Raw genomic sequence first — 19,225 nt, 5'->3', positions numbered from 1 at the left:
GTGGGACGCCGCAGTCGATCATATCAGGCCGGCGGTGACAGCCACGTAACCAGCATAGCCTGCCACCAGCAAGGAGCCCTCGACTCGTGAAAGCCTGCCGCCGGTAAAGGCGAACAGCATCACGATGGCGGAAACGGCCAGCAGCACCAGCAGGTCAGTTTGGAGAATACCCGCCGGAATCTCGGTAGGGGCCACAATTCCGGTTACCCCCCCAATGAAGAGTACGTTGTAGATGTTTGAGCCAAGGACGTTGCCGAGGGCAATCTCTCCCTGGCGCTTGATCGCGGCGATCGCGGATGTCACCAGTTCCGGCAGCGAAGTCCCGACGGCCACGACCGTCAATCCGATTACTTCGTCCGAAACGCCGAGACTCGCTGCAATCGTGATCGCAGCATCGACGAGCAGGCTGCCTCCCCAAACGATGAGAGCTATCCCCGCAAGCAAGGACGCGGCCGCCAGCACAATCGATCCTTTAGGCTTGGCAGAAGGAACGAGTGCGGGATCGATCTCCTCAAGTGCCAACGCCTTGTCGTAGGCCGCGCCATGACCCGCCCCTGCCTTTTCCTGCCGAAATGCAAGATACACGTAGGCAAACATCCCCACCACCAGGAGGATACCGACGCCCCGGGTAAGGCCGAGTGTATAACCTGCCGCGATCAGTATCGCTGCGCAGACCAGTCCTGTTCCGCCATCGCGCCAGAGAACCCCGCGAGGAACCGCGAAGGGAGAGAGCGCAACCGCCAGACCGAGGATCAGCAAGAGGTTCGCTATGTTCGAGCCCACGATATTGCCAAGAGCGATACCCGGCGAACCGGCAAGGGCGGCCTGAACGCTCGCCGCGAGTTCGGGCATCGAAGTCCCCATCCCCACGATCGTGAGGCCAATGAGCATCGGCGAAAGACCGAGATGTTCGGCAATGCGAACAGCGCCTCGCACGAGGAGTTCGCCACCGGCGATCAGAAGGACGAGACCAAGAGCAAGCAGCAGGTATGTCATCATAACAGGTCCAATGCGACGCGAAGGCCGCCCAGCAGGGCTGCAACCGCTGTTGCCACCGCGGCGCGAGCATTCAGGATGCGGGCGCGATTGAGCGCGGTTACCAGGCGGTTCAGATCCGCGTGGTTGAAGTCCTCGAACTTGCTGACCCGGCGCTGGGGTTTTCCCGCCGCTTGCAGCCAGAACCAGGCCGACATCACCGCCGCTACGATGATGGTCACGTCCAGCACGTAAAGCGCTAGTTCCATTGGATTGCTCCGCAGCGGAGAATATGCGCGCCGATGAATGTGTTTGAAAATTTCATCTCAAGCCTCGTCCGATCAAATGATCCTGAAAAACCACTTGTTCCGACATCGCGATGCAAAGGGAGCTATCGCCAGAGGGGCCCGGTAACTCGCGACAGATATGAGAGCCGCCAAGGTTTACAAGTGGCGGGCGGTCAAGCAGTTCACATTTTTTGAAGAGCCGCACGGAGGCGTGCGGCAGAGAATTTTCGATGGAGAGCAGATGAATTTCGAGATTCCTTCAGCACTCTACACTTCCGACGTTTTTGCATCGGTGTCCCTCATTCTGGTCCTGCTCGGCGCAAGGCTGATCGCAGGCCGCGCCCTGCGGCGCAGAGAGGATCTTACGCAGCAAGTTGCGCGCCGCTGGACCGCGAACTTCCGCAACGTGCTGATCCTCATAGCGGCAATCGGCCTCATCATGATCTGGGCGCCGCAACTGCGGACCTTCGCCCTGTCGCTCACGGCGGTCGCAGTTGCCATTGTCGTCGCGACCAAGGAGCTGATCCTCTGCCTATCCGGCGCGGCGCTGCGCACCTTCACGCGCGCGTTCTCTGTGGGAGACGTGATTGAGGTGGGCACGACGAAGGGTGAGGTTCTCGATCTCAACCTGCTGGCGACGCGGCTGAAGGAATTCGAGAGTACGGACGGGTCGATCGTGCCGACAGGCCGCACGATTACCCTTCCGTACAGCTTGCTGTTCACCCTGCCTGCAAAAGTCCTGCCTCACGCAAAAGGGACTATCGAGCACGCCTTCGAAATGACCTTCGAGCCTGATGCAGACATCTTCGCCATGAACGAGGAACTGCTTGAGACCGCTGAAATGGCGCTGGCCGACAGGGTCGGTGACACCGAAAGCACGACATCCTCGGGTAACGAGAGAGCGCGTTGCCGGATCAACTTCGGGACAAGTGAAATCGGCAAGTATCGTCTCGAAATCATTCTGATCGGTCATCTGCCCGACCCGCAAGGCGCGGAGAACGCGGTTGCTCGCGCAATCGGCTCATTGGTGCATTCGCGGCAACGAATCACTGTCGGGGCGTAGTTATTTCTCTGTCCGAAATCGGGTCGAACGAGGGGGCTGCCCGAATTGAACAGACACGCCCGTCGTATCAGCCCGGCCCATTGAACAACCCGCGTAAATTCTTCTTCAGAATCTTGCCGTTCGCGTTGCGTGGCAGGGTGTCTTCGGTGAAAGCGACCCGCACCGGCACTTTGAAATGGGCCAGCCGCGCGGCGACCCATTCCTGCAATTCCTCCACGCTCGCGCTTTCGCCGCTGGCGAGGTGGACGACGGCGGCGGGTTCTTCCCCAAGCTGGCGGTGCGGCAGGCCGATCACGGCGGCGTCGCTGACGGCCGGGTGTTCGTAAAGGACGTTCTCGACCTCGCTCGAATAGATGTTCTCGCCGCCGCGGATCACCATGTCCTTTGCCCGGTCGACGATGTAGCAGAAACCTTCCTCGTCCAGCCGCGCTAGGTCGCCCGTGCGCATCCAGCCGTCGACGAAGCTTTCCGCCGTCGCGTCGGGCCTGTTCCAGTATCCCTTCGCCACCATCGGGCCGAAGGCGTAGAGCTCGCCAACTTCGCCCACCGGCAATTCCCGGGTGCCGTCCAGCGACATGATTTTCAGGTCCGCCACGGCCACCGGCGGGCCGCAGCTGTCGGGGCGGTTCAGGTAGTCCTCCGCCACATGGCCCGTCACTGTCGCCATCGTTTCCGTCATGCCCCAGCCGCTGCCGGGCGCGGCACCGAATTCATCGTGGATGCGCCGCACCAGTTCGGGCGCGGCGGGAGCGCCGCCGTAGGTGATGAGTTCGAGGCTGGAGAGGTCGTAGTTCCCGCGCGCCGGGTGATCGAGCAATTGCCAGGCGACTGTCGGTACGCCGCCCGTCAGGTTCACCCTCTCGCGCTCTATGATGCGCATGGCTTCCTCTGCATCCCAGTGGTGCATGAACACCATCGTGTGCCCGCTGACGAAATAGCCGACCATCGCGGCGGAGCAGGCGGTGACGTGGAACAGCGGGATCACCAGCAGCACGGTTTTCGGCTCCGGTTCCGGCGGCATCTCGCCCCGGCGCAGCGGCGCGAAGGCGAGGTTGTACTTGCTGGAAAGCACATTGGTGCAGATGCTGCGATGCGAACCGAGCGCGCCCTTGGGATTGCCGGTGGTGCCGCTGGTGTAGAAGATGGTGGCATCGTCGTCCGGTGCGATGTCGGCTTCGGGCAAGTCCTGATCGGGCAGGGCGGCCCAGGTGTTGCTGGTGCCGAGAATATCTTCCAGCCTCTGCGCGCCATCCAGCGAGCTTTCGGCGCGCGAGACGATGCAGGTTTCCAGATCCGGCAGGTCGGCGCGGATCGCTCTGACGCGCTCCCACCGCTCGGCATCGCAGATGATCGCCTTGCTGCCTGAATCGGCGAGGCCGAACGCCAGCTCTTCGGCGGTCCACCAGGCATTGATGGGCACGCAGATCGCGCCCAGCGCGGTGATGGCGAAGAAGGCGACCGGCCATTCGGGCAGGTTGCGCATGGCCAGCGCGACGCGGTCTCCCTTCTGGATGCCGCATTCGCGCAGGTGACGGGCGAGGGCGGCAGTGGCGCGGAAACCGGCCTCGTAGCTCACGCGCTCGTCGCGGTAGATAGTGCACAGCGCATCGCCGTGAGCGCGCGACGCCTCCACGATGGCGCGCAGCGAGGGCGGGGCATTCTTCCACACGCGGGTGGGGCGACCATCGATGGCAACCGTTTCCATCTCGAACGGCTGGCCGGGCGCGGTCAGCATCGCGCGGACTTTCGCATGGCTCACCGCGGGCCAGTTTGCAGGCGGCGACCACCGCTCTCTCGAGGCGCTTTCCGGGCCTTTCTCGGTCATGGGCATCTCTCTCCTTGGCGCCGAGGATAGGCATGGGCGGGCGGGATTCGCAAGGGGCGAAATTGCCAATCCTGAAAACAGGGTATGACGCGGGAGCCTTTCGTATGCGTATCTTACGCGGCTTGCGTGGAATGTCGGGTATGTGTGCAGGCGGGCATTGGCAGGAAGCGAGGTTCTTGGTTCGGCCCTACCGTCCCCCTGTCGACGCACGGTGCAGGCGGGTGGCCTGCAAGCGTGGCGCACGAACCCGCGGCGAGCGTCAAGCGCCCTGCGATGCCTCCAGCCATTCGCCGGCCCACGCGCGGATAGCTCGCCCTGCCTCGCTCGCGATACCTGCGGCAGGGGGCAATTGTGCCCCGGTGGTAACACATCGAACTCGTCAGGATACCCGATATTCAAATTACTTGATTAGGCGCGAACAAAGGCGCACACATGGGGTCATACAGATGAAGGACGCCGTACCGACTGTAGGAGGGCGTGGGAAAGAGCCGAACAATCGGCCGTCCATGCCCCGGGTGCACGGCGTACCTCGCAAAGAAAAAGGTTCAGTTGGGAGAGAGCTATGAAACCGGTTTTTCGTCAGTCCATTGCCTATGGTGCGCTTGCCTGCGCCTTGCTTGGCACGCCTTCCCTCGCATTTGCGCAGGAAGAGGAGGCCACGCAGGAGGAGGTCGATGACGGCAACGTGATCGTGGTGACGGCACAGGGCCGTGCCCAGTCGCTGGCCGACGTGCCCATCGCCGTCTCTGCCATTTCGGCGGAAATGCTGGAGCAGTCCGGCACCACCGATATCCGCGAACTGAACCAGATCGCGCCGTCGTTGCTGGTGTCCTCCACCGGCAACGAGGCGAACGGCTCGGCGCGAATTCGTGGTATCGGTACGGTGGGCGACAACGCTGGCCTGGAAAGCTCGGTCGCGGTCTTCATCGACGGCGTCTATCGCTCGCGTTCGGGTAACGCATTGTCCGAACTCGGCCCGATCGAGCGGGTGGAAATCCTGCGCGGTCCGCAGGGCACGCTCGGCGGGCGCAACTCCACCGCGGGCCTCATCAACATCTACACCGCGCCGCCCGAATTCGACCTTAGCGGCTACGGCGCTTTCACCTACGGCAACTACGATGCCATGCGCTTCGAAGCCGGATTCAACGCACCCCTTAGCGAGACGGTCGCCGCGCGCGTGGACGGCGTCTATTTCAAGCGCGACGGTTTCTACAACGATGTGACAAACGGCGTCGACGTGAACGACCGCGACCGTTACCTGGTTCGCGCGCAGGCCCTGTTCGAGCCGAACAGCGACGTCAGCTTCCGCCTCATCGCCGACTATTCCAAGAAGGACGAGGCCTGCTGCGCCGCTACCTTCGTGCAGCCCGAATTTGCACCGCTCGCCGTCATCAGCCCCGGCCTCGATGCGTTCACGCGGCCCACGCCGGGCAATCCGGCGCTCACCAGCACGAGCAACCCTATCGTGAACGTCCTGCTGGGCCTCGGGCAGGATCCGCGCGCGCTGAGCCAGGACACGTTCAACCGCGATATCTATCCCACCGCCGGTCGCAGCTACGACGGGGAAACGGAGGACTGGGGCCTTTCGGGCGAACTGAACTGGAGCTTCGGCGATGTCACGCTGACATCGATCACCGGCTATCGTGAATACTCCAACTTCCAGGGTTCGGACACCGACTACACCACGGTGGACCTGCTCTACCGCGCGCCCGACGAATTCGGCGGCGCGCGCGCTTTCGAGACGTTCACGCAGGAAATCCGACTCAACGGCTCACTCTTCAACGATCGGCTCGACTGGCTGGTGGGCGGCTACTACGCCAACGAGAGCCTGCGCTCGCAGGACAACCTGCGCTTCGGCGCGGACTACGGCACTTTCGTGAACTGCCGCGTAGCCCTCGCAATCAACCCCGCGCTGGTGAACCCTGCTGCCGACAACTGCATAGGGGCGGGTGTTGCCTTCCTGGACGGAACGGTGGGCGACCCGGCCTTCGGACCCGCCACGCCGCTGGTTCTCGCCGGTATCAACAACCTGGCGATGGTGAGCGATCTGGGCGGCACGGGGGACGTGTACGACCAGGATAGCGAGAACTTCGCGATCTTCACGCACAACATCGTGCACCTGACCGACACGATCGACCTGACCCTGGGCCTTCGCTACACCAGCGAGAAGAAGGATTTCAGCGCCACCTTCGGCAACGACAACACGATCTGCCCGACCAACAGGGGTCTGCTGTCTCCGCTGTTGCAGGTGCCGGATCTGGCCGGTCTTGCGGGCGCTATCATCGCCCTGTCCTGCCAGGGCAACTCCACCGCCGAACTGGACGGCGTTTCGCTCTCCGATTCGCGGGACGAGGACGAGCTGACCGGCACTGCAGTGCTCTCGTGGCAGCCCAACCCGGACCTGCTGATCTACGGCAGCTATTCGCGCGGCTACAAGGCGGGTGGTTTCAACCTCGATCGCTCGGCGCTGGCAAACCCCGTGTTCTTCAACGTCAACGCCATCGATGTGTCGAACCTGCAGTTCGAGGAAGAGACCGTCGATGCCTTCGAGATCGGCGTGAAATATACGAGCCGCCCGTTCTCGATCAGCGTCGCGGCGTTCCGGCAGGAGTTTTCCAACTTCCAGTTGAACACCTTCAACGGCTCGGTTTTCCTCGTGCAGAACATCAACTCGTGCGGCACTTCGCTGGGCGGTGCCGACCAGGATGGCAGTGCGACGACAGGTGCGTGCAGTCCTGACGACGTCCAGCCGGGCGTTGTGGCACAGGGCTTCGAACTGGAAACCACGTTCAACCCGCTGACGGACCTGACGCTGGCCTTCGGTCTGACCTATGCCGATACCAGCTACGAGAACGACCTGATCGGTGACGACACCGGCGCGCCGCTCGATCCCGCGCTGCGCCTGCTGCCGGGCGACAACCTGTCGAACGCGCCCGAAATCGCGGCAACCGGCTCCATCAGCTGGACGCCGGAGCTGGGCACGTCGGGCCTGCGCGGACTCGTCTACCTGAACGCGCGCTCGGTGGGGGCCTACAACACCGGGTCGGACCTTGCGTTCGGCAAGGAGCAGGAGGCCTTCACCATAGTCAACGGACGCATCGGCGTATCCGGCGACGACCGGGCGTGGTCGGTGGAGCTGTGGGCCAACAACATCTTCGACAAGGACTATACGCAGGTGGCCTTCAACACTCCTTTCGTCGCGCCGCAGCAGGTCTATTCGGCCTATCTTGCGGAGCCTCGTACCTACGGGATTACGGTTCGCGCCGGTTTCTAGGGCCGCCCGTTCCCGCTATCGCATGACGGGCCGGGGCAGGTTCCCCGGCCCTTTCGCTTTCTGCTCATGGGGAGATCGCCTTGACGACCTTTGCCGACATGCTGACCCTTGATGCAGCAGGCGAAGGACGCTGGACCGGCCAGCCCGGACCGGGCGTTGGCAAACGCATGTTCGGCGGGCATGCGCTGGCGCAGGCGCTGATGGCGGCCTGCGAGGCTGAGACGGACACGGAACGCCTGCCGCACTCGCTGCACGCCCATTTCCTCCAGCCCGGCAACGCGCGCGAGGCCACGCGTTACGAGGTGACGACGCTGGGCGCTGGGCGCAGCTTTGCCCGCCGCCGCGTCGATGCCATGCAGGGTGACAGTCACGTACTGACGATGACGGTGTCGGCGCAGCGCGAGGAGGGCGGTTTGGCCCACGCCGATCCGCCGCCCGACATCGGAGATTTCGACAGCGCGCGCCGGGCGCTGGAGGAATGGCAGGAGGCGCAGGGCAACCTGCGCCGGATGCCGGTGATCGGCGACCTTGGTTTGAGGCCCATCGAGGTTGTGCCTGCCGACGCGCCTTCCCTCTTCGGCGATACGCCGCGTCCGCCCCGCTCCGCCGTGTGGATGCGGGCGCGGGACGGCGAGGCGGTCAGCCCCGCCATGGCCCGCGCGCAACTGGCCTACGCATCGGACATCCTGTTCCTGCGCAATGCGCTGCTGCCGCACGGCGTGAGGCCGGGAGAAGACGGCATCCAGATAGCCAGTCTCGACCACGCCCTGTGGTTTCACGCGACGCCCGATTTCAGCCAGTGGCATTTGCTGGCGGGTGAGAGCCCCTGGGCCGGCAATGGGCGTGGCCTCAGTCGCGGACACTTCTTCGCGCAGGACGGCACCCTGGTGGCCACCGTCACACAGGAAAACCTGATGCGCGTGACGGGCGGCAGGCCTGCCGAAAGGCTGGGGGACCGGGACTGACCGCGCGCGCCGCTACTCGCACCGTTACTGGCGGCGGACCGGCACCGTGCCATCGCCCACGACGGCAAAGGCCGACCAGTAGAACGGGTGCGACGTAGCGGCATCGTCCATCAGGGCGAGCTGGGCATCGCGCAGGGCGCGCGTTGTGGCGACGCCTTCGCCCGTCTGGAAAAGGCCGGAAATCAGCTCGCTCGTCGCATCGAAATCGTCCGGCACCGGCCAGTGACTGGCGACGACGGTGCGGCTGCCCGCACCAACAAAAGCGCGCACCAGCCCGTCGAGCGCGAAATCGCCCGTGCCGCTGATCCCCGCCTCGCGGCTGGCGACGAGGCCGCCCGCGCTGGCCGTGTTGCAGGCGGAAAGGATCACGAGGTCAGCATCCATCTGCAGGTCGAAAATCTCCGCGAAGCTGAGCAGCCCGTCGCTCTGCCCGTCACCGAACGAGGTCATCAGCGCCGGGCGCGGCGGACACTCGGGCTGGGGCGCGGTGACGAGACCGTGGGTGGCGAAATGCACGATGCGGTATTCGTCGAGCCGGTCCATGGCGAGCAGGCCCGTATCGGTGAACTCGGCATCGGTAAGCACCGCGGCCTGGCCGCCGTCAGCGCTGACGATGCGGTTTGCCGTGCGCAGCTCGCTGGCGGCGATGGGGTTGTTCCAGGCCGAGGGTCCCCACTGGCACCTGTCGCTGACCGCCCCCGTCGCCGCGCGCGTGCCGGAGGGGAAGCCTGCCTGCCCCAGCGGCAGGTTCTGGCCGAGGCCCAGGTATTCGCCCTGCGCGTCCGATGCGCGCGAACGGCGCACGTCGCGGAAGGCGGTTGGCGAGACCGAGGTGGAAATCTCCACCGTGCGGCCCAGCCATGCCGTGCCGCGGTAATCGAATGCGTCGCCGTCGGGGTCGGCGGTGCGCGCCTCGTAGCGCGCCACGCTTTCGTCGTCCGTCACCAGCAGGTTCGCAGGCAGGCGCAGCAGCGCGCCGTCGGGTTCGAAGACGAGGTGCCGCGCCTGCCGAAGCTGGCCGTCAATCGGGGCGAACAGCGCCTGGTACAGTTCGCGCGCGGTGCCGATTTCGAAGGGATAGGTGATCGTCTGCCCTGCCAGTTCGACGGCGATGGAATCGCGCAGGGTGTCCACCATGGCATCGATCCCGGCGACATCGGCATCGATCCGGTAGCCGGTCGCGGTGCCGCGCTCGATGAAGATCGCGTAAGCCGCATCTTCCAGCATCACCAGCTTGTAGTAGGCCTCGCCCTCGCCAAGCGTTGCCTGAAGGTCGGCGAGGCTCATCTGCTCGTCGCTGACCACGCGGTAGCGCGGGTAGGAGGACAACGCCTGCTGCAATTCCAGCTGGGTCTGCTGCAAACCGGCCAGTTGCGCGCGCCTCGACGCCAGTTCGGCGGCCTGTGCGGCATCCTGGCCTGAGGCGTCCATGGCGAGCTGCGCGATATCGGCGCGCAATTGCTCGATCGCCCGGCCGATGTTGAGCGAGCGGCGGAAAAGCTGCGCTGCCTCGTCGCTGCCGGCCGAGAGTTCGCGGGCGAGCACGGCCTGCGTCTGGGCAAGACCGGGCCGCAGCAGCAACTGGCTGGCGGCGAACATGCGCGCGGCGGTGTCGACTTCGCCGGATCGGCGCGCGAGCAGGTCGAAGTAGGGCGAAAGCAGGCGGCGCAGCGATGCGCTCGGCTTGCTGTCGCCGTCTTCCACCAGCATCGCGAAAAGGGCCAGCGCTTCCTCCTCGCGGCCATTGCGCGCGAAGAATCCGGCCAGTTGCGAGCGCGCGCTGACCAGGGCGGGGGAGCCGGGGTAATTGGTTTCGAGCAGGTCGAGGGCCTGCCGGTAAAGGGCTTCGGCACCGGCGAGATCGCCCTGCGCCTCGTCGATCTCCGCCAGTACGGCCAGGACCTGCGCGCGCAGCCACAGGATCGAGACGATGCGGCCGTCGCGAACGGAAACGAGGCTGTCGAGCGCATCGGCAAGCGTGCTGCGGGCCTCGGCCTCCCGGCCCTGTGAACGCAGCGCCGTTGCCCTGACATATTGCCCTTGCGCATCCAGCAGTTCCGCCCGCTCCAGCACGGTCAAGGCGCGCGTTGCGTTGGTGATGGCGTTGCCCTGTTCCGCCGAAAGGCGGTCCGCCAGCGGCTCGCTCACCTGCATGGCGCGCAGGGCATCGAGGCTGTTCGCGTTGCCGGGCAGCGGCATATCCAGCATGGCGATGGCTTCGGCCGGAGCATCCCTGTTCAGCGCATCGAGCGCCTCGTAATTGCGGGCAAGCCGGGTGAGGATGGGATGCTCGCCCACCTGCTGACGGGCGGCCACGAACATCAGCGCCGCTTCGAGGTAGTTGCCAAGGTTTGATTGCTGGAGGGCGGCGTTGAGCTGCGCTTCCACGGCCTGCTGGCCATCGAGGTTCTGGGCGGATTCGGAGAAGAACTCCGCCGCATCGGCATAGGCCCCGGCATTGGAGCGGCGATAGGCCTCGACCAGCGCGTTCTCCGCAGAGATCGCTTCCGCCTGGGCGCGGGCGAAGGCGCTGGCGTCGCTCGCTTCGGTGAGCGGGATGGAGACGGTGCCTTCCACCAGGCGGTCGCTCGCCAGCGTTGCCAGCCCCAGGCGCAGCGCATCGCCGTATGCCGCCACGCCGCGCGCTACGTAGGTCATGCCATCGGCGCTGCCTATGACGGTCTGCGTGCGCAGTCCGCTATCGGGGGCAGTACAGGTATAGGTGGCAGCGCCGGGCAAGCCTGCGGGCGGCGTGGCCTCGGTGCTGGCGGTGCACGTGGCGCCGTCCCGCCGTGCCTCTGCCAGGAGGTCGGCCTCGCTGGCATTGGCCAGCACGGCGAGACTGCCGACGGGGGCGGAGGCGTCGCGGCAGACGAGGGTGTACCGCCTGTCGAACAGGCCGTCGCCCGGTTGCGGCGAACGGATCTGCGCCTCGCACAACCCGTTGCTGCCGATGGGCACGGAATCGCGCAGCGAAACCGGCACCTGCTGCGCGCTGGCGGGCGCGGGCAGGGCAAGCGTGGCAACGGTCATCACGCCCAGCAGGGCGGCGAGAGGACGCGTGGAAAGGGCGGGGCGGCGCATCACTCTTCTCCTCCCTCGTCGTCTTGGTCGTTCTCGTCCTCCTGCGCGCCCAGCGTGTAGAGCGCGCTGTCGCCGCCGCTGGCGACGGGATCGTCGATCCGCTCGTCCTCACTGATAAGCGGTGCGTCGAACAGGCCGGGGAATTCCACGCCGAATCCGCTGGTGTATCCGCGTGACGGGTTGCCCGTCTGCTCTCCGGAAACGGGGTTCCTCACCAGCACCTCGTTTTGGATCGGTCCTTGCGGAGTGTCCTCCGGCCTTGGGGTGATGCTCGGGCAGATTGCCGTGTTGATCACGCACTCGTTCAGGGTCGCGCTGTCGTCGAACGGCCCCGAAAGCATTCCCGAGGCGACGGTGTTGAAGAAGAATTCCTCGTCGAATTCGAACCTGTCGTTCGTGCTGTTGGACGCAAGACCGTAGAGAATCGCGCGAAGCGGTGGGACGCCGGATGCCGGGTCGATCTGGCTGACGGAGAATCCCGCGCCGCCAAGTGCAACCTCGATACCGCCGAAGCGGTCGGCATCCCCGGTGTTCTGGCCGTAAATGTATTCCAGAGCGGCCAGCGACACGGTGCCCGCGCTGATGTAGCTGGAGGGTCCGCTCGTGCCGGTGAGCGTGAAATCGCCCAGCAAGCCGGGAATGGCCGGATCGTCGGGATCGCTCAGGATCACCGCCAGATTGTCGCTGGTCGTGAAGAGGAGGCTGTCGGCCACGAAAGACAGGCCGCCCGACAATTCTCCGCCAGTGCTGAGCCCGCTTACACTGGCATCAGGCAGGATCATCTGCAGGCTGGGTCCGGCAACGAAAGTCAGGGAGTCCCCGAAAGCCGCAGAATCGTAGCGGATTGCGCCGACGATCTGCATCACGCCGCCGCTGGCGATGGTGATCTCCTGCGCGCCGCCCGCCTGGCTACCGACGAGGTTCAGGTCGCGCAGTTCTGCATCCACGCTGGCATCTGCCGTATCTGGCAGCGTGATTGTCAGCGAATCCGCCGTGATCGCGGCCACTTCCGCGCCCGTCAGCGTGAAGCCCGCCTCCTGCGTCGCTCCGCCGATCACGTTGCGCGCTGCGGTGTCGAGAGAGACGATCTCCACGTTCGTCCCGCCGAGACTGGCCTGCGGGTCGATCTGCAGTTCGCGCGTAGCAAGCCTCAGCGAACTGGCGGCAAAGGCCCGCTCTGCCGCGTTGTCGCCGGTGATCGTGATCGTTCCGCCCGCGGTAATGTCGAACGTCGCCGTCAGGTCGGCCGGCGCGCTGCCCCCCAGGATAGTGCCGCCGTTGGCGTACTCGATTTCCAGGTCGCCGGTCATTGCGGCGACTAGATCGCTGGTGACGGTGATGGCGCCGTTATCCGCAAGCAGGCGGCTGACGGTGGGCGAGGGCTGGCTCCCCAGCGACTGCGCGTCAAGTGATGTCAGGGCAATCGATCCGTCGATGGCGAGGACGTCGATGATACCGGCGGTGGCGGTCGCTCCGCCGGTGGCATTCGCGGAAAGGAGGGTTTGCCCCGCACTGATGGTAGAGGGCACCGCACCGGCCAGAGTCTGCATTGTCACCGAACCGGCGGTTGCGTCACCTGCGGGGACTACCTGCGCGTCGGCGATCATGGTCAGGCCAGTCGTGCTGGTGAAGTCTCCCCCATCTGATACCGCGAGACTTGTCGTGCCGCCTGTCGCATCGCTGCCGTTGTAACCTTGCGCGAAAGCGCCGAGCGTCGTCGTGCCTGCGGCGTTCAATGTCGATCCGGACCCGCTGACACTGATCGCAGTCGTGCCGCCGATGGCTTCGCTGCCGGTACCGAGTCCAACCGGATCGCCAGCCTCGGCTTCGGCATAGAGTCCGATGTCGCCCCCGGCATCGAGCGAGGAACCGGCAACTACGTCGATGGAGGCGCTGCCCGCATTGGCGGTCCCACCGGTTTCGAGCGCGGAGGCCCCAGCGGCGAGGTTCACGTTGCCGCCGAAGCTGGCGGCTGCGTTGGTGATTTGGATTACGGCGTTCCCGCCCACGGCGTCACTGGCAATCGCGCCAAGATCGACCGCTGTGGAACCCGCAACGGAGAGGCTCGCCGTGTCCGAAACGATGATAGCGGCATCGCCGCCCAGCGCGCTGCCACCGTCGCTACCGATGGCCATTCCGCCAATGGAAATGCCGCCCAACTGAATGTCTGTTTGGAGGCCGTCGACCGCCACAGAAGCCGATCCCGCGGTGGCAAGCCCCCCCGCGCCGGTGCCGGATGTGCCGCCTGTTGCGGCAACCTCTAGACCCAGCGCGCCTGCGATATCCGCGACCGCTCCGCTCGCCGCAACGAACGCGGCACCGCCGCCTGTCGCCGCGCCGCCTGCTCCGTCAAGACTGTCGCCGCCGTTGGCCGAGGCTTCGAGATCGACGGTAGAACTGGAGGTCAACGCGGCTCCTGAATCGAGTGCGAGCGTCGCGCTGCCGCCGGTCGCATTGCCGCCCGCAGGCGTGGCCGCGCCCGAACCGCCGGGCTCGTCGCCTCCGAAACCCTGGGCCGACAGGGCGACCGGGCCGGTAAAGCCGAGCGTGGCCGTCGTTGCGACCAACAGGCTGTCACCACCGGTGCCGTTGCCGCCGGTGCCGCCTTCTGCCCCGATCCCGTCGCTGCTCAGGGCTGCGCCGCCTGCCTGCAGGCTGGCGTTCGCCAAGGCTCCGGCGGCGGCCTGTCCGCCGATGCCGTCACCCCCGGCAAGACCCACGCCGCCTTCGCCTTCGGCGCTGATGGCAAGGATACCGCCTGCCTGCAGGTCGGCCGTGTCGCTGGCGAGAGCGAAGGCGACGCCGCCCGAGCCGGTGCCCCCGGTGCCGCCGCCGTCCACCACGTCGCCTCCGCTGCCGCTGGCATCAAGGTCGATATCGCCCACCACGACGAGCGAGGCGGAGTCGAGCAGCATCACGGCCGTCGCCTGACCGCCCAGACCATCGCCGCCAAGCGTGTCGAGCGAGTCGCCGCCGCTGCCCGCCGCCTCGAAATTGAGGCGAAGAAGCGTGCTGCTTCCTCCGCTTGCCGTCACCAGCGACGCGTCGCCGCCGGTGCCGTTCCCACCCGAACCGCCGCTGGCAGTTGCCGAGCCGCCGATGCCGCCTGCATCGATGTTGAGGCCCGCTGCTGGTGCGTCGATAATGCCGCCCACATTGGCGACCTGCGCGATGCCCCCCGTGCCACTGCCGCCGATCCCGGTTGCGGTGTTTCCGCCTTCACCGGCGGCGCGATAATTCTGGTCGAGCGAGGCCGTTACCGTGCCGCCGTCGATATTCGCCGCAATGGTGCCGCCGATACCGTCGCCGCCGTTGCCGGTCGTGCCATCACCGCCGATGCCCTCTGCATTGATGCTGGCACTGGCGAGATCGAGCGTACTGTTTGCATCGATCACGAAACCGGCCGCGCCGCCCGTGCCCACGCCGCCCGATACGCCGTTGCCGCCGATGCCGATGGCGCTCTGGCTGAAAACGTTGCCGATGGATACGCCGCTGCCATTGGCAATCTGGAGCAGCAAGGACGCGCTGCTGGATGTGCCCGCACCGCCTGCCCCGCCGATGGAATCGCCGCCCTGGCCGATGCCGGAGAAGAAAAGGGTGCCCGCGAAATCTGCCGTGGCCTCGTCAACCGAAACGAGTGCGCTGCCACTGGTCGCGTCGCCGCCAGCGCCGCCGCCCGCATTGCCGCCGAAGGCATCGACCTTGAGCTGCATCTCCGCGCCGTTCATCGCCAGTTGGGCGCCTTGGGCAAGGAAAAGCTGCGCGGTTCCACCGGTGCCGAGGCCGCCGTTGCCCGCGCCTGTCGAAGCCCCGCCTTCGCCGATCGCGAAGGACTGGCTCACGCCGTTGATGGTGAGGACACCGTCCGGGCCGGAAACGTTGATCGTGTTCGTGCCGCCGGTGCCGTTGCCGCCGTTCTCTCCGGTTCCGCCCTGTGCATAGCTGTCGAGGACCAGCGCGCCGTCGAACAGCGTTGCGGGAAGGAAGAACAGATCGATCGTGCCGCCGATGCCTTCGCCGCCGTCCCCGCCACCGGTGACGTTCCCGCCGAAGCCGTTGGCAAGCAGCAAGGTATCGCCCTCGACCGAGAAGGTGCTGGTATCGTCGGCGGAGACGAAGATCGAGCCGCCCTGCGCTGTCGGACCGGCACCTGCTGCGGCCACCCCGTCACCCACGCCCGCGCTGGCATCTGCCACGAGGAAGCCATTGGTGATCGAGAAGAAGCCGCCGCCGTCGCTTCCGCCGATGGAGATGTTGCCGCCCTGGCTGTTGCCGGTCAGCCCTGCGTTCACCCCGGTCAGGTTCGGCGAGAAGGCGGTGGCAAAGATATTCAATCCGCCGTCGAGGGCGATGGTGCCGCCGGAGAACATGGAGAAATCGGCAAAGCCGCCGGTGAAGATCCCGGCAAATTCGTATGCCGCTGTCTGCACCTCGGCGAGCGCACTGGCCGAAACCACCGTATCGCCGCCCAGTTGCACGGTGCCGCCGTCTGCCGAGATCGACGCAAAGCCACCGGCAGCGTCGCCAACGAACGCGCCGCTGAAGTCCACGGCGGCGTAGGCGTTGGCGGTCACGGTCGAGCGTCCGCCGACCGTGACGAGCCCATCGGTGGAAGCGGAAACACTGGCGGAGCCGCCGTTGACGGGCAGGGTCTGCGAACCGTCCGCGAAGCCGAAGTTGTTGGCCGAGACGTAGAGCTCCTCGCCTACGCTGATCGTAGACCCGGCGCCGGCCCGAACGCTGGCCTGGTTGCGCCCGACGATCACGAGATCGCCCGCAAAGCTGGAACTGCCCAGGTTCGTCGTCACGCTGGTCTCGCTCTGGCTGATCGCGGTGACGTCGCTGGTGGCGGTGACGCCATCGAGCACGATCTGCGTCGGCCCGAAGCCCGGATCGGTGCGCCCGTTGAAGAACGAATCCGCGCCCTCTCCGGTCAGGCCGCCATCGATCTCGCGCCCGGTCACGTTGTAATTGGCGGACAGGATGATCTCTCCGCCCGCAACGGTGGCGCCGGTCGCCACGTCGAAGCCCAGGTTTCCGCTGAACAGCATGGATACGCCCACGGAGGTATCGGAAACGGAGCTGGTGACGCCATAGATGATATGGTTGTCGCCCGCGCCGCTGCTCTCGGGCCCGCCCGTGCTGCCGGTGTGGCTGATCGCCTGGCCTTCGCTGCCGCTGGCGAAGGGAATGATGATGTCGAACAGACCGGAATTGTGCGTCAGCTGCGCTTCCAGCGCGCCGACATAGGCGGTGGAGCCGTTGAAATACGCATCGCCCGCCATGTCTATATTGGTGGAGGAAACGATGAAGAAGCTGCCCTCCGGCGTTCCGGTGAAGCTGGCACCGGGCGCGATGGTGATGGACGAATTGTTGCCCGAAAGGAGCAGCGGCCCAGCGCCGGTCGCGAAGTCGGTGAAGCTGGCGATATCCACCGCATTGGTGGTGAGCATAAGCTGCGGCACTTCAAATACCGCGGTGCTGCCTACGAGGATGCCAGTGGGCGAATAGAAGGCCACGAAGCCGCCGGGCGCAATGGGGGTGCCTTGTCCATTGGTGAGGAAAGCCTGCACCGTTCCCGCGAATTCGGCAGGCGCCGCGATCTGCGTGGGCTGGATGCGATTGAGAATGGCGAAGCCGCCGGCGTTAGGAGCGCCTGTGTAGATCGCGGTGTTGCCGTTCGGCAGGAAAATTTCCGGCGCGCCGTTGATCTCGTTCGGGAACCAGTCGATCACCGCGTCGAAGCCGTCGACCTCGATCCGGTCGAACGTCGCTTGGCTGCGATCGACGGTCACACTGCCCTGCACCACTTCGAAAGTTGCGTTGTAGGCCTGCGCCCCGGCAGTCTGCGGAGCCGCCAGCAGGGCCAGCGTCAGCGCGGCAGGAGCGCAGCCCCGCAGGAGGGCGGAACGGGCATGGATGGCGGACTTGGTCATGACGACCTCCAGGGGTGCAGGCGGGCAGTGATGGAAAAGAGGAGGCGCACGTCGTTGCGCTCTGTCTGGAAATCCAGCGTGCGCAGCGGCACGGCGACGACGAAATTGCCCTGCATGTTCGCGCCGCGCACGAAATGCACGCCTGCCCCGGCTGACAGCAGTTCCTCGCTGTTGTCGGCGGCGAGGCTGGGGTCCTCGTTCCAAGCGCGGGCATAGTCGAGGAAGACGAACGGCTGGATGGCGAGGTCTTCGAGCGATTGAGGCGCCAGCGAGCCGTAGCCAAGCTCGAACCGGGCACCGATGCCCGAATCCCCGATAACCGCGCCAGCATCGTAACCGCGCCCGATGGAATATTGCCCGCCTGCGAATTCCTCGAAGGCGGGCAGTGGCTTCGCGCTGTACTGCGCATCGAGATCGAAGCTGAGCGCCAGCAGCGGCACCGGTCGATATTCGGCGGACAGTTCGCCGCGGACGAAAGTGGGCGTGGGGTCCTGCTCGATTCGCGCCGGCGGCACGGCACCGTTCAGGGTGCAGGCGACGAGGTTGGGGCGGCAGTCCTCGGCAGCGTCCAGCACGTCCAGGCCCTGCCGCAGTTCCACGAGGCCCGCCAGGCGGGTGCGCGGTTCGTATGGCGTGTAGCCGCCGCGGCGCTGGATGGAGTCCTCGTCCACGAAAAGGAAATTGCTGCGCAGGTAGGCCGTGCGAACGCGGTCGCGCGCCAGCCCGGTTCCTGCAAAATCCACGTCCTGGTCGATATAGTCGAACCCGGCGGCGCCCCACACCGATGCCTCCTGCGTGCGCAGGACAGGATAGCTTGCCTCCACGTTCACCAGCACGGTGTCGGATTCGATCTCGAAACCGGGCAGGGCGTCCGGCTCGGTCCAGCCCAGCGTCAGCGAGCCGCCCAGTGTCAGCCCTTCGCCGCCCAGCCGCATGTCGTGCGCGATCTGGAGCGTCTGCTGCTCCACGAAGTCGAGCGTTGAAAAGAACGAGATCGCCGTGCGATCCCCCAGGCCCGTCAGCCCGTAGGCTTCGGCGCGCACCAGTCCGGCAAATCGGCCCAGCGCCTTGCTGCCCCAGTTCTGCACGTTGGCATCGATGGCGAAGTTGTCGCGCAGCACAGCCACTTCGCCAACCAGGTCGCCCGGCTGCCCGCCTTCCGCCGCGCGCAGGGACAGGCGCACTTCCATGCCGGGCACGTCGTTCGCCAGCAGCAGGTAGCGTTCCGCTTCCTTCACGTTGAAAACCGGCTGGCCTACCAGCCGTTGCAGGTAGGAGGACAGAACGGCTTCCGCGCCCTTCGTATCGCCGCGCGCCCGCACCGCCACGAGGCGGCCCAGCACCACGCGCATTTCCGCATTGCCCTCGCCGAGGCTCTGCGCCGGTATCTCGACGGCGGCGAGATAGCCTGCGTCCGCCAGCAGCGCAGCGGCACGATCGCGAATGTCGCACAGCGCGCGAACCGGCAGTTCGCGGCCAAGGTAGCCCTCGTGCGCCCGTGACAGGGCGACATCGGCGGCGCGATCGGCCCCGACATAGGTGACGCTGTTCAGCGTGAGGGTAAGGCCGGCATAGTCGGGCTGGTCCAGCGCGCAGGGGCGGCGCTCCATCTGCCCGTCGATGGTGAGCGTGGTGTCCTGCCGCTGCTCGGGGCGCTGCTGCGGACCGGTAAGTTCCTCCCGAGTCGGCGGGCGCACGTCCTGCGCCCATGCGGAAGGCGCCATTACGGCAAGTGAACTTGCCGCAAGGAGAAACGAGGCAAGTCTGCGCCCCGAATAGATGCGCGGCCCTCGCAGCGCAGGCGAATGGATATTCA

9 protein-coding genes are annotated in these 19,225 nt (G+C 65.9%); 3 read left to right on the top strand and 6 right to left on the bottom strand.

All coding sequences use genetic code 11. The features are described 5' to 3' along the window. Positions 1 to 18: 18 nt before the first annotated feature. Positions 19 to 999 carry a calcium/sodium antiporter gene (locus D4Q51_RS08150; RefSeq protein WP_240624633.1) on the bottom strand — a complete coding sequence of 327 codons (981 nt, stop codon included), beginning with the start codon at positions 997 to 999 and terminating at the stop codon, positions 19 to 21. Continuing rightward, positions 996 to 1,244: a hypothetical protein gene (locus tag D4Q51_RS08145; RefSeq protein WP_120077247.1), complete on the bottom strand. Its 249-nt coding sequence runs from the start codon at positions 1,242 to 1,244 to the stop codon at positions 996 to 998. Before D4Q51_RS08145 ends, D4Q51_RS08150 begins: the two co-directional genes overlap by 4 nt. 157 nt (positions 1,245 to 1,401) lie before the next feature. Here D4Q51_RS08145 and D4Q51_RS08140 point away from each other — a divergent pair, with 157 nt between their 5' ends. After that, complete coding sequence (locus D4Q51_RS08140) at positions 1,402 to 2,325, top strand: mechanosensitive ion channel domain-containing protein (protein ID WP_120077246.1); 924 nt, start codon at positions 1,402 to 1,404, stop codon at positions 2,323 to 2,325. A gap of 67 nt (positions 2,326 to 2,392) precedes the next feature. On the opposite strand, the gene D4Q51_RS08135 is transcribed toward D4Q51_RS08140, so the two are convergent. Continuing rightward, on the bottom strand, positions 2,393 to 4,150 hold the full coding sequence (locus tag D4Q51_RS08135) for a class I adenylate-forming enzyme family protein (protein ID WP_420807530.1): 1,758 nt from the start codon (positions 4,148 to 4,150) through the stop codon (positions 2,393 to 2,395). Between the two features lie 562 nt (positions 4,151 to 4,712). Here D4Q51_RS08135 and D4Q51_RS08130 point away from each other — a divergent pair. Together D4Q51_RS08130 and D4Q51_RS08125 are read left to right on the top strand one after the other, a co-directional pair. Continuing rightward, a complete protein-coding gene (locus D4Q51_RS08130) occupies positions 4,713 to 7,424 on the top strand; it encodes a TonB-dependent receptor (RefSeq protein WP_120077244.1) in 2,712 nt (903 codons plus the stop codon). Between the two features lie 80 nt (positions 7,425 to 7,504). Beyond that, positions 7,505 to 8,389, top strand: coding sequence for an acyl-CoA thioesterase (locus tag D4Q51_RS08125; RefSeq protein ID WP_240624632.1), 885 nt, complete (start codon positions 7,505 to 7,507; stop codon positions 8,387 to 8,389). Between the two features lie 24 nt (positions 8,390 to 8,413). Here D4Q51_RS08125 and D4Q51_RS08120 read toward each other — a convergent pair whose 3' ends face one another. The 3 genes from D4Q51_RS08120 to D4Q51_RS08110 are packed head-to-tail and all read right to left on the bottom strand — an operon-like array spanning position 8,414 to position 19,133. Continuing rightward, positions 8,414 to 11,473: a CHAT domain-containing protein gene (locus D4Q51_RS08120; RefSeq protein ID WP_240624631.1), complete on the bottom strand. Its 3,060-nt coding sequence runs from the start codon at positions 11,471 to 11,473 to the stop codon at positions 8,414 to 8,416. Then, on the bottom strand, positions 11,473 to 17,409 hold the full coding sequence (locus tag D4Q51_RS16030; protein WP_120077243.1) for a beta strand repeat-containing protein: 5,937 nt from the start codon (positions 17,407 to 17,409) through the stop codon (positions 11,473 to 11,475). Before D4Q51_RS16030 ends, D4Q51_RS08120 begins: the two co-directional genes overlap by 1 nt. Continuing rightward, a complete protein-coding gene (locus D4Q51_RS08110) occupies positions 17,406 to 19,133 on the bottom strand; it encodes a ShlB/FhaC/HecB family hemolysin secretion/activation protein (protein ID WP_120077242.1) in 1,728 nt (575 codons plus the stop codon). Before D4Q51_RS08110 ends, D4Q51_RS16030 begins: the two co-directional genes overlap by 4 nt. Between the last annotated feature and the right edge of the window lie 92 nt (positions 19,134 to 19,225).

Origin of the sequence: Aurantiacibacter odishensis (genome assembly GCF_003605195.1) — a bacterium.
Lineage (GTDB): Bacteria > Pseudomonadota > Alphaproteobacteria > Sphingomonadales > Sphingomonadaceae > Alteraurantiacibacter > Alteraurantiacibacter odishensis.
The sequence above is the reverse complement of the archived record's forward strand: the minus strand, read 5'-3'. Positions and strand labels throughout refer to the sequence as shown.